Below are 12,273 nucleotides of genomic sequence, written 5' to 3'. Positions count from 1 at the left end.
CCCGGCAGAAAAGTCGCCCCCGTGTGCAACCCTCGGCTGCCGCGCGCGCCTCTATGTGCCGACATCTCTGTAAGTCGGCATCTCTGATCAAGGAGGCACACCTGAGTGGATGTCGAGGACAACGAGAACTTCCGCCAGTTCGTCCGGGCGCGTTTCGAGCCACTGCGCGCCCTGGCCTATGTGACGTGCGGCGACTGGCAAACCGCCGAGGACGCCGTGTCGGGTGCCCTGGCCCGCCTCTACCTGCGCTGGAACCGTGTCGCATCACCGGACGCCTACGCCCGGACCATGGTCATGCGCGCGGCGATCGGCGAGAAACGACGCCCCTGGCGCCGCGAACGCCCGGTCGGCGACGCCCTCCCCGACATACCGCGCCCCGATCCGTCCGGGCACGTCGACGAGCGATTACGTCTCCGGGCGGCGCTGAGCCGGGTGCCACCGCGCCAGCGGGCGGTGCTGGTGCTGCGGTTCCTGGAGGGTCTCAGCGTCGAGGAGACCGCCCAGATTCTGGGCTGCCGCACCGGGACGGTGAAGAGCCAGTGCGCCCGCGGCCTGGAAACACTGCGCACCGTACTGGCCGCCGAGGACATCGAACTACGCGACGATGAAGGGAGTGAGCATGCCGTACCGCGTCGAGGACGTATTGAGGTCGGTTCAGGAGTCCGCCCCACCACCGCACACGACCGCTGACGACATCATCAGCTCAGCACAACGCCTTCGCAGGCGCCGAACCACCGGCAGCGCCGTCACCTTCCTGGCCGTCGTGGCCGCCGCAGTCACACTTCTCTCCGGTACGCCCGGAGCACAGGTTTCCCCTGCCGCGATTCCGTCAATGGCCGCCTCCCCCGCCCCGCTGGGCCCCAACCTGGCGGTGCCCTCCGGCCCGCTCCCGATCTACGGCGAGTACATCACCAAGGACCACCGCATCGGCCCCACCAGCCAACTGGCAGCCGGCTACCAGGAGGTCCCCGTCTACCGCACCGACGCCTCCGACCAGGTGACGGACGGCATCATCACCGTCTACCGCCCCGGCGTCTACGACCCGGCCAATTTCGGCCAGTCCGACGCCACCCTCACCTACAGCGCCCCCTTCCCCGTGGACGTAGGCCTGCGCCCCGGCACCGGCCGCGACCTCACTTACCGCTGGCCCGGCGACACCGGCCCGCTCATCACCCGCACCGCCCTCGCCTGGCAGTACGCCCCCGACGCCTGGGCCACCTTCTCCCCCGAACGCCGCCCCTCCACCCTGACCCGCAACGACGCGGTCCGGATCGCCATGCTGCTCGACCAGGCACCCCCCGGTAAGCGGCCCGCCCGAGCCCCCTACCGCATCGGCTTCCTCCCCGCCAACTGGCAGGTGGCCGCCGTGACCGAGACCCCCGAGGCCCGCAGCGACCTCGTCTCGGAGGTGTTCCTGGTCAACGGCCCCCAACCGGGAATCTCCCTGTCCACACCCATCAACATGGGCCTCCCCGTACTCCGCATAGCCACCCTGAAGGGCGAACCCGACGACCCCGCCCTCCGAGGCCGGAACGGAACCCACTGCTACGACACCCAATCCACCTGCGTCCTGGTCCACGGCGGTTACCACCTTGAGATCACCGACCTGACCGGCGCCCTCTCCACCCCCGACTTCCGCCGCATAGCCAACGCCCTCACCCCCTCCGACATCGCCAACCCCACCACCTGGCCCCCCGTGACGTGACCACCTGACGTGACCACCTGGCCCACCGACCAGGCGGCTGACGGGCAGCCCAGTGCCAAACACCCACTCGGCACCCGTCAGCCGCCTCCCGCATCGCCGCAACCCCGCCCCGTGATCCACGCCGCCAACCTCCCGCACCGCCGCAGCCGTGCCACCCCTCCGGGCCGGCCGCCCACGCACTGCCGCAGCCGTCCCACCAGTCCGGGCCGTCCACCCCACGCACCGTTCCCGGGCGCCCATCCGGGCTATTGGTGCTCCAGGGCCAGCCTGGGCAGGCGGCGGGCGAGGGCGGGTGGGAGCCACCAGGCCCGGGGGCCGAAGAGGTGCATGGCGGCGGGTAGCAGCAGGCAGCGGATGATGACCGCGTCGACCAGGACGGCCACGGCGAGGCCCAGGCCGAACTGCTGGAGCATGCGATCGGGCGACAGGACGAAAGCGCCGAAGACGACGACCATGATGGCGGCGGCAGCGGTCACGACGCGTCCGGTGGTGGCCAAGCCCTCGCGGACAGCGCCGGCCGCGTCGCGGGTGCGTTCCCACTCCTCGTGCATGCGGGCCAGCAGGAACACCTCGTAGTCCATCGAGAGGCCGAAGACGATCGCGAAGATCATGACGGGCACGTAGGCCTCGATCGGCCCCGGCGGCACCCCGAAGGCACCGTGCTGGAAGACCAGCGTGATCACGCCCATCGCGGCGCCGACGCTGAGCAGGTTGAGCACGGCGGCCTTGATCGGGATGAGCACCGAGCGAAACAGCAGGAGCAACAGAAGCGCGGAGAGCCCGACCACGACGGCGACGAAGAGCGGCAGCCGGTCGGCGATCGCGGCGGAGACGTCGATGACCGCGGCTGTCGGACCGCCGACCAGCACCGTCACGTTGCCGGCGCGGGCCACCGGTGCCAGAACGTCCTCGCGAAGGGTGGCGACCAGGTCGGCGGTCGCCTCGTCCTGCGGAGCCGAGGCAGGGAAGGCGATCACCGTGGCGACGTCGCCACCGGGTGCAGGGATCGGCGGCGTCACCGACGCGACTCCGGGGGTGGCCGCGAGAGCCTGCTGGACGGCCTGAGCCGCGGCCTGGGCACGGCCCGCCGGACCCGCCGGACCCGGGGGCGCAGCGTCTGCCGGGGCTTCCCCGGCGTCCACGACGACCACGAGTGGGCCGTTGATGCCGGGGCCGAAGCCTTCGGCCAGCAGGTGATAGGCGCGGGTGCTTGTCTTGGTGTCCGCGTCGTTGCCCGCGTCGGCGAAACCGAGTCGCATGTCGAGGACGGGTGCCGAGAGTGCGAGGACCGCGATCAGAGGGAGGAGCAGGGCTGCCCAGGGGCGGCGGGACACCGTGTCGCTCCACCGGCGCCACAGGCGGCCCTCCTCGCGGGAGGATCGGCCGCGGCGTGCATCCCGTTCCCGGCGGCGGGTCATGGTGCGTTCCAGACGGGCGCCGAACAAACCGAGCAAGGCGGGGAGCAGGACCAACGCGGCGAGCATGGTGACGAGGACGGTGACCGCCAGGGCCACGGCGACGCCCTGGAGTGCGCCGAGGCCCAGGAGGACGAGGCCGAGCAGGGCGATGATCACGGTGGTGCCGGCGAAGAAGACCGTGCGCCCGGCTGTGTCGAGGGCGGTGCGCGCGGCATCGGAGCGCTGGGCTCCGGCTGACAGTTCGCCGCGGAAACGGGAGAAGACCAGCAGCGCGTAGTCGATGCCCACGCCGAGGCCGACCAGGATGATCAGCGGGGAGGTGAAGTCGGCGACGGTGGCGACGTGCGAGGCGAGCGTCACGAGGCCGATCGCGGTGCCGACCGCGAACACGGCGATGACGATCGGCAGGCTGGCGGCCAGCAACGAGCCGAACATCAGGACCAGGATCACCATGGCCGCGAGCAGGCCGGCGCCCTCGGCGGCACCGCCCTCCGCCTCCTCCGCGGCGCGAGCCGGGTCGCCGCCGACCTCGACGGTGAGGGTGGGGCTGCCGGCCGCCCGGGCCGTCTCGATGATCCGGCGGGTGTTCTCGGCGGGCATCGACTCGCCGGCGACATCGAGAGCGACAGTCGCGTACGCGATGGTCTTGTCCGGCGAGACGGCTGCCTCGTTGTCGTAGGGGCTCACCACCTCGATCACGTGGGGCAACTGCCGGACCTGGGCCAGCATGCCGTCGACCGCGCTGCGGGCGGCGGGCGAGCCGATGCCGTCCGGATCGCGCACGACGATGTCCAGGGTGGCGCCGGCGCGGGCCGGCGCGTGTTCCTCGAGGACGTCCTGGGCCCGCTGCGACTCGGCCCCGGGCAGGGTGAAGTCGTTGTGATAGTCGTCGCCGGCGAACGCCGCACCGGCCGTGACACCGCCGAGCACGAGCACCCAGAGCAACAACGCCCACCAGCGATGCCGATCGGACCAGCCGGCCAGCCGCTCGAAAACGCTGCGGCGGCCGACGCGGGCCGGTGCGTCGGTCCGCACCGCGCTACCGGTCATGGAACCCTCCTCGAAGAGCTGCGAAAGAGCGAGACGATGTGCGGGAATCGACGCTAGGGACGGCGGGCACTGCGGCGAAACCTTCCTGGGAGGGCTTCGGTCGTCCCCCCGTGGGGGGATGGCGGATGCTCCCGGCGAGGGACTCGCCTCGCACTGCCCCGCCCGTACCCTGGTGGCGTGGGATGGAAGTTGGGGCCGCGGGGCCGTGCCGCGGCAGACGTCGCGGCGGCATCGGCCGCCGTCGCCTTCACGGTGGGGATGCTGCAGCAGGGTGGCCTCGGTGGCGACCTGGGCACCGATCGCGCGCTCGATCTGACCGGTGTCGTGCTGGCCGTCGTGTCGGCCCTGCCGCTCGCCTGGTCGCAGCGGTTCCCCGGCGTGGTGTTCGGTGTATCGGCGACGGCCTCGCTGGCGTTGCTCGCGCTGGACTACCCGTTGGACGTGCCGCCCGCCCTGCTGATCGCGACGTATGTGCTGGCCGAGGCCGTGGGTGGCGGCGACACTCCGCGTCGGCGGCTGTGGGCGGCCGTTGGCGTCGCGCTGTTCCTCCCGACGGCGATGGCCCTGATGATGGCGCACGGCAAGTCACTGTCGGCCATGTCGTCCGGGCTGATGGCGTGGGCGGCGATGTTCGCGCTGGTGTGGACGGCAGGTGACCGCAGCCGCCTGCGCCGGGAGCGCATCGTCGAGCTGGAGGTGCGCGACCGCCTGCGGGAGCTCGAGATCGACGCGTTGCGCCGTCTCGCCGCCGCTCGGGAGCGCACCCGCATCGCCCGGGAGCTGCATGACTCGGCCGGGCACGCGATCAACGTGATCCTGGTCCAGGCCGGCGCCGCGCGGCTGCTGCACGGGCGTGATCCCGACGGGTCACGCCGCGCCATCGAGACCATCGAGGAGGTCGCGCACGGGACCATCGCCGACATCGACAGGCTGGTCCGTGCTCTGAGGGAGGATTCCAGGCCGGTCGATCCGGCCCCGACCGGCACCGCCGCGCTGGAACAACTGGTGGACCGGCACCGAGCCGGCGGGCTCGAGGTGTCGACGAGGTTCGACGGCGCGCCACGCGGGCTGCCCAGCGGGGTGGCCTGGGCGGCCTACCGGATCCTGCAGGAGGCGCTGACCAACGCGGCACGGCACGGGTCGGGGCAGGCTGATGTGCGGATGTCGTACGGTCCGGCCGCGGTGGAGATCCTCGTCCGCAACCCGGTCGGCGCCGAGCCCCGGCCCGGCGGCGGCCTGGGCATCGTCGGGATGCGGGAACGCGCCGCGCTGCTCGACGGAGTCCTGGAGGCGAAATCCGAGGGCACCGGGGTCTTCCGGCTGCGCGCCTGCCTGCCCTACGCCCCGCCTGCCACAGCGGGCGCCCCGGCGTGACCGGCACGGTCGCGGTGCGGCGGCATGGACGGGTGGATGAGTGAGCGCGGCGGCGTGACGGTGAGCGGAGGCGTAACGGGACGCGCGGTGGGATGCGGCGCGCGGTGCGGGGATGTAGGGATCTGGGGGCGGTGGGGTGAGGGTGGGTCCGCTGCGGGTGCTGATCGTTGACGATGACGATTTGATGCGGGCGGGTTTGCGGGCGGTGTTGTCCAGTGACGACACGATCAGTGTTGTGGGGGAGGCTGCGGACGGTGCGGAGGCGGTGGTGCTGGTTGGCGAGATGCGGCCGGATGTCGTCTTGATGGATGTGCGGATGCCTCATCTGGACGGGATCGCCGCCACGCGGGAGTTGAGCGAGGTGGCGCCGGCGGTGCGGGTGCTCATCCTGACTACGTTCGAGGATGACGACTATGTGTTCGGGGCGCTCAGTGCTGGGGCGTCCGGGTTTCTGCTCAAGCGCACCCGGCCGGAGCGGCTGATCGAGGCGATTCATACCATCGCTGCTGGGGACTCGTTGTTGTCGCCGTCGGTGACTCGTACGGTGATCGACCAGATGGCGGCGGCTGCCCCGCCCGACCCGGCTGCGGTTCGGCGGCTTCGCGGGTTGACCGCACGGGAGCGGGACGTTTTGGTTCTCGTGGCGCGCGGACTGTCGAACGGGGAGATCGCGGCGGAGCTGTTCGTCGAGGAGTCCACGATCAAGACGCACATGAAGCGGATCCTCGCCAAGATGGACCTGCGCGACCGGGTTCAGGCGGTGATCGTCGCCTACGAGACGGGTCTGATCCGGCCGGGCGGCGGTGGCCCGGCGCGAGAACCGGCGCGACCGCACGAGGCCGGTGGCCAGTAGTAGGAACAAGGCCGGTGGACGGTAGTAGGAGAACTTCGCTGCGCGGAAACCTGGTGCGGCTATCACCACCTCACGTTTCCGCGATCACCTGACGGGCGGCCGGGGGTGGCGGGCTGGCAGGATGGCCCGCATGGCGGTGAACTCGCGGATCAAGCCGGTGGAACGGGCCACGAACCGGAGCTGGGACGAGTGGCTCGAGTTCATGGCGGGCATCAACGCGGAGGGGCTTGACCACAAGGCCATCGCGCTCAAGGTCTACGAGGAGCTCGACGGGACGGGCGTGGAGCCGCTGGGCTGGTGGACCCAGGCGGTGACGGTCGCGTACGAGCAGTACATCGGCAGGCGGATTCCGGGGCAGCGGCCGGACGGCACTTTTCAGATGAGCGTGAGCAAGGCGACGAAGCTCGGAATGCGGGAGCTGATGGACGCCTGGGTGACCTTCGCCGCCCGGGACGACTTCCTGATCGGCCTGGTCAGCGGTGAGCCGAAGGTGAGCGGCACCGACCGGCGGATCACCTGGCGGGCCAAGGCGATCGACGGATCCTCGATCATCGTCACCAGCGAGCCGAAACCGAGCCCGAAACCGGACCCGAACGCGAGCGCGAAGCCGGACCCGAGTGCGAGCGCGAGCGCGAACGGCACCGCCTCGATCGTGGCCGCTCAGATGGGCCTGCAGACCCCGGAACAGAACGACGAGGCCCGCGAGAAGTGGGCCGCAGCCATCGCCCGCTTCCTCGAAGAGCGTGCCGAAAGCGCCTGACGCAACCCGACTACCACCGTCCTGCCCCACGAACGGGCTCATTCCTCACTCATCGTCGACCGGGACACCAGCGGGATCCCCCCGCAGCCAGGTCCGACGACGAATGAGGCGCCCCCCTTGCGACCGTTCCCCGCCGTGCTCTCCGCTGCCCTGCTACTGCTGGCCACCCCCGCCGCCGCACAAGCAAGAGCACAAACACCAGCACCAGCACCAGCACCAGCACCAGCACCAGCACCAGCAACGGAATCCACGAGCACCGTCAACGGCATCCTGGAACGCACCGTCGCCGACACATTCAACGGCACCGAAACAGGCGACCACCGCACCGAGGCGACAGTGACCATTCCCGGTCAAGAGCCGATCACCATCCCCGAAACCCTCGCCGGCACCCTCACCGGAGGCTCCGAGGTAGCCGTCACCCAGCGCCCCGACGGCACGGTCACCAGGATCACCGGAACGGCGAAAGCAGCCTCCGAAGCCGGCACCCACCACCTGACGATCGTCCCGCTCCACTGGACCCCCGCCCCGGCCCAGCCGGACACCGCCACGCTCACCCAGGCCGCCACCCGAGTCGACGACTACTTCAACCAGGCCACCGGCGGCGCCATCCGCTACACCCTGGACCGCATCACCCCCTGGACGAGCGTGACCACCACCGCCTGCGACCCCACCGCCCTGGAAACCGCAGCCCGCAAGGCCGCGGGCGACACCGTCAAGGACCGCTTCCACCACCTGGTCATCTACTTCCCCGCCACCACCGCCTGCCCGTGGACCGGCCTCGGCAACGTCGGCCGGTCCGCCGCCGGGGACAGCGTCGTCTGGCTCAACGGCAACCATTCCCCGCTGGTCCTGGGCCACGAACTGGGCCACAACCACGGCCTGCGGCACAGCAACGCGTACATCTGCTGGGACGGCCCCACCCAGGTCCCCCTGTCGGACGAGTGCACCGTCGAGGGCTACGCCGACCCGTGGGACATCATGGGCAACCGGATCCACGGCCAGCTGACGGCCGCCCACCTCGACCTGCTGGGTGTGCTCCCGGCCGGCGCGACCCGGGAGATCATCGGTGACGGCGACCAGGCTGTCCTCGCGCCGGTCGGCTCGGGCAGCGGGTTGCGGCAGCTCACCTACCGGGCCGGGAGCCGCACCTGGTTCCTGGAGTACCGGGACGGCTCCGGCCTGGACCAGCGGGTCAGTCCCGCGGCCGGGACCGGGCTCGCCGTACGGTTCAGCGACTCCACCCTGACCGGCCACGACCGGGAGCACCAGCTGATCTCCTTCCACCCCGAGGAGCCGGTCACCGCCCTGCGGCCCGGCGAGGGCTGGTCCGCCCTCGACGGCTCGTTCAGCGTCCGCGCCGGAAATGTCACGAGCGCCGGGCTGCCCGTCACCGTCAGCCGTACGACCGACAGCCGCCCGCCCGCCGCCTTCGCCCTCACCGGCCCCGCCGCCGGCCAGTTCGTGACGACGGCGAAGGCGCAGGTCACGTGGACGCCGGTCACCGACGACACCGGCGTAGCCACGGTCACCGTGCATGTCGACGGCAAGCCCGTCACCACCGTCGCCGGAACCGCCACGTCAGCGGCCGTCCCGGTGCCCGACGGCAGCCACACGCTGACCGCCGTCGCCACCGACCTGTACGGCAACACCACCTCTACCGCCCCGGTGACTGTCACCGTCGACGGCACCGCCCCGGCCGGCAACCCGGCCCCGACCGCGAAGATCACCCCCGGCCAGCTCGTGTCCACCACCTCCGTACCGGTCACCGTCACCTGGGGTCTCCAAGACCTGAGCGGCGTCAAGTCGCAGCGGATCGCCAAGCGGACCCAGGCTGCCGGTGCGGTCACCTACACCGGCCTGGGCGCGGCCGTCCGCAGCACGAGCGGCGCGATCCGGCCCGGCACGGCGGCCGCCTGGGAACTCGCCGTCACCGACAGGATCGGACACGCCGGAACCGTGAGCGGAGGCTGGTCCACCGCGCGAGTCAACAGCCAGAACACCCGTACCGGAATGTCTGGATCGTGGTCGACGGTGAAATCCGGAAGCACCCTCGGCGGCAGCGAGCACCGCACCACCGCCCGCAACGCCTCGGTCACCTTCACCACGACCGCCCGGTCGATCGGCCTGGTCGGCACCCGCGACCGCGGCGGCAGCGACCTCGACCTGTACGTGGACGGCAAGAGGTTCTCGACCGTCAGCCAGTACAACGGTGTGACCCGTAACCGGCAGGTCTACTACACCGTGACCTGGCCGTCGACCGGCACCCACACGATCAGACTGGTCAACCGGGCGACGAGCGGCCGGGCCCGGATGAGCGTCGACGGATTCGCGACGCTGTCGTAGGTGGTTTGCCGGACGCGGGGCACCCGGACGCTGAAGGATTGCCAGCGTGACACTTCTGGACGAGTACAGCGAGGAGAACGCCCGGGAGTCGGCACGGCACCGGGTCAGCCGCCGGTCCGTGCTGCGGGCCGTCATGGCGGGTGCCGGCGGCTACGCGTACGCCCAGTTCCGCCTGGCCGAGGCCGCCTTCGCAGCCGGTGGCGGCGTCGCGGGCCAGGCCGGCGTGGTGGTGTCCGGCCGGCACATCTCGTTCGTCCCGGCCGAGGACGGCGTGCTCAAGCCGGCGATGGCGGTGACCGCGCAGCTCGTCAGCAAGACCGGCAAGCTGCCGCCGAACCTGCGGGCCCACATCGACGTCGGCACCGCACCGGGCCAGTACGGCACCAAGGTCGAGGCGGGCATCCAGCACCTGACCGGCCGGTACACGATTCCCGGCGGCCCGGTCGGCAGCCAGTTCTACCTGAAGGCGACGATCACCGGCCTCAAACCCGGCACGGTGCACCACTATCGGGTGCGGCTCTCCGACGGCACGGTCAGCGGCGACGCGCACTTCACCACCGCACCGGCCCGCAAGTCGGCGGTGCCGGCGCCGTTCACCTTCACCGCCTTCGCCGACGTCGGCACCAACACGGCACCCACCGACCCGAAGTACGCGTGGGGCCAGAACCCGCAGTCCGTCGTCGCGGCGGGCGGCACCTGGCCGGCCGGCGTGTTCGACAACAACGCGTACCTGCCGGACGACCCGATCGCCGGGCCGCACGGCACGGACAAGCGGCCAGCACTGACCCAGACCCTGCTGATGGCCACGCAGCAGCCCGTCTTCACCCTGCTGGCCGGGGACATCTGCTACGCCAACGCGTCCGGGTCGGGTCTGCCCGCCGACGACACGACGGCGCTGACCCGCAAGCCGCTCAAAGGCAAGAACCTGTTCAACCCGTACGCCTGGGATGTCTTCCTGAATCAGATCGAGCCCCTGGCAGCCTCCACGCCGTGGATGTTCGCGACCGGCAACCACGACATGGAACCGCTCTACGGCGACACGAAGTTCCTCGGTGACAGCCCCGATCACGGGTACGGCGGCCTGATCGCCCGGCTGGACTTCCCGGACAACGGGCCGAAGTCCTGCCCGTCGGTGTACCGGTTCATCTACGCCAACGTCGGCTTCGTCTCGGTCGACGCCAACGAGCTCTCCTCCGAGGTGCGGACCAACACCGGCTATTCGGGCGGCGCCCAGGTGGAGTGGCTGAAGCGCACTCTGAAGGACTGGCGCGCCGAGGGCGGGAAGGCCGCGGACATCGACTTCATCGTCGTGTTCCTGCACCACTGCGCCTACTCGACGACGAACAACCACGCCTCCGACGGCGGCGTCCGCGACGCACTCGATCCGCTGTTCAGCAAATACCAGGTGGACCTGGTCATTCAAGGACACAACCACCTTCTTGAACGAACAGACCCGATCAGGTACGGCCGCCGCACACGACCCGCACCGGACGGCGCGACGATCCACCCCGCCACCGACGGCGTCACCTACATCTGTGTCGGCTCCGGCGGCCGGCCCCGCTACCCGTTCCGGGACGCGCCCGGCCCCAAGGCACCGGCGCCGAAGGGTGTGAAACCCAAGGGACCGGAGAAGCTCCGTGCCGGCGAGCGGTACCGCGGCTACCAGCCGCCCGGCGGGGCGAACAGCAGCGAGAACAACACCGGGAACATCGTGAACAGCTACGTGTGGTCGGCGGAGAAGACCGAGATCAAACCGGCCGGGCATCCGAGCGGGACCCGCGTACCGGAGACCATCGACTGGTCCCAGGTCCGCTACGACGGCTACGCGTTCATCGCGGTCGATGTGGTGCCCGCCGCGCCCGGCGCCCGCACCACCCTCACCGTGCGCAGCCTCGCCGACGCCCTCCCGGGAACCAAGCAGCCGTTCACCGAGATCGACAAATTCACCCTGGCCCGAACGGCCGGCCACGCGGCCCTACCGAAGAAGCCCTAAGGCGTGGGCCACCAGCTGGTGCAGCGGGTGCGGCAGGTTGCGGCGGAACTGCTCCTGCAGGCGTGCCCGGTCCCGCGGGTTGATCGTGTCGAGCACCATCTCGTCGAGGCCGGTGGCGAGGAACAGCCCGGCCACCATGAGGTCCGCGGCGTCCAGCGGCTGGTTGTACGACAGGTGCGTACGGATCCGGGTCGCCGGCTCCCCCGGGCTCCGCGGGTCGGTGAACACGAGCGACACCTCGGAGCTGAAGAGCCGCCGCTTGGTCTCCTGCCGCAGCACGCCCGCGGCGGTCAGCCGCTGCTCCACCAGGGCCGGGGCGATCACCGTCGACAGATGCCCGATCCACTCCCGAGGGCCGAGCGAGCTCGACGGCTGCCGCAGCATCCCGAGAACAGTGCTGGCCGCCTGGTCAGCGGTGGGCCGGTCGTCGATCACGGCGAGCGCGTCACCGGCCAGCCCGACCCGTCCCCAGAACATCAGCTCGCCGAGCAGCGCGGCACCCAGCGCGACTCCCAGCACCTGCCGTGGCAGCAGGGCCCGGCCCCCGATGCCGTCGTGCGCGGCCAGGTAGAGATCGTCAGCGGGCGCAGAGGCCATTCGCTCAGCCCTCGATGTGGACTTCCGATGGGATCGCAACGATAGCGGGCGATGATGGCGCCGAGGTGTCCGGCCGACACCGGGAACACGAATCCGGTCGCGCCGCTACCGTGTCTCTCCATGCTGGATCTCCGTGGCTGGCTCCCGGTGCTGACTCCCGGCTCCCGGCACAGCACCCAC

The 12,273-nt window shown here is 71.0% G+C and carries 9 protein-coding genes; 7 read left to right on the top strand and 2 right to left on the bottom strand.

Features of this window, described 5'->3' with window-relative positions:
* Positions 1-105 precede the first annotated feature (105 nt).
* Together ACFQV6_RS24590 and ACFQV6_RS24585 are read left to right on the top strand one after the other, a co-directional pair.
* Positions 106-690 (top strand): SigE family RNA polymerase sigma factor, encoded by a 585-nt coding sequence (locus ACFQV6_RS24590; protein ID WP_378029927.1) that lies wholly within the window; start codon positions 106-108, stop codon positions 688-690.
* Positions 620-1,705, top strand: coding sequence for a hypothetical protein (locus tag ACFQV6_RS24585; RefSeq protein WP_378029926.1), 1,086 nt, complete (start codon positions 620-622; stop codon positions 1,703-1,705). The genes ACFQV6_RS24590 and ACFQV6_RS24585 overlap by 71 nt, the downstream gene beginning before the upstream one ends.
* Positions 1,706-1,950: 245 nt before the next feature.
* Here the strand turns inward: ACFQV6_RS24585 and ACFQV6_RS24580 are convergent, their stop codons facing one another.
* Entirely contained in the window at positions 1,951-4,173 is a 2,223-nt protein-coding gene (locus ACFQV6_RS24580; protein ID WP_378029925.1) for an MMPL family transporter, read from the bottom strand.
* A gap of 177 nt (positions 4,174-4,350) precedes the next feature.
* On the opposite strand from ACFQV6_RS24580, the gene ACFQV6_RS24575 reads away from it, so the two are divergent.
* The 5 genes from ACFQV6_RS24575 to ACFQV6_RS24555 all read left to right on the top strand — a co-directional run bounded on the left by ACFQV6_RS24575 (position 4,351) and on the right by ACFQV6_RS24555 (position 11,496).
* The gene (locus ACFQV6_RS24575; protein ID WP_378029924.1) at positions 4,351-5,547 is read left to right on the top strand and encodes a sensor histidine kinase; all 1,197 of its coding nucleotides are present in this window, start codon (positions 4,351-4,353) and stop codon (positions 5,545-5,547) included.
* Between the two features lie 151 nt (positions 5,548-5,698).
* Positions 5,699-6,400, top strand: a complete 702-nt coding sequence (locus ACFQV6_RS24570) for a response regulator (RefSeq protein WP_378029998.1) — start codon at positions 5,699-5,701, stop codon at positions 6,398-6,400.
* Positions 6,401-6,530: 130 nt separating this feature from the next.
* The gene (locus ACFQV6_RS24565) at positions 6,531-7,160 is read left to right on the top strand and encodes a hypothetical protein (protein ID WP_378029923.1); all 630 of its coding nucleotides are present in this window, start codon (positions 6,531-6,533) and stop codon (positions 7,158-7,160) included.
* Positions 7,161-7,277: 117 nt separating this feature from the next.
* On the top strand, positions 7,278-9,503 hold the full coding sequence (locus ACFQV6_RS24560; RefSeq protein WP_378029922.1) for a hypothetical protein: 2,226 nt from the start codon (positions 7,278-7,280) through the stop codon (positions 9,501-9,503).
* Between the two features lie 46 nt (positions 9,504-9,549).
* Positions 9,550-11,496, top strand: coding sequence for a purple acid phosphatase family protein (locus tag ACFQV6_RS24555; protein WP_378029921.1), 1,947 nt, complete (start codon positions 9,550-9,552; stop codon positions 11,494-11,496).
* On the opposite strand, the gene ACFQV6_RS24550 is transcribed toward ACFQV6_RS24555, so the two are convergent.
* Positions 11,479-12,093 carry a GPP34 family phosphoprotein gene (locus ACFQV6_RS24550; RefSeq protein WP_378029920.1) on the bottom strand — a complete coding sequence of 205 codons (615 nt, stop codon included), beginning with the start codon at positions 12,091-12,093 and terminating at the stop codon, positions 11,479-11,481. The two genes, ACFQV6_RS24555 and ACFQV6_RS24550, sit on opposite strands and share 18 nt — an antisense overlap.
* Positions 12,094-12,273: the final 180 nt, after the last annotated feature.

Source organism: Actinoplanes sp. GCM10030250 (assembly GCF_042666575.1).
GTDB lineage: Bacteria > Actinomycetota > Actinomycetes > Mycobacteriales > Micromonosporaceae > Actinoplanes.
Note: the sequence above shows the minus strand (reverse complement) of the source record. Positions and strands in the feature narration are given on the sequence as shown.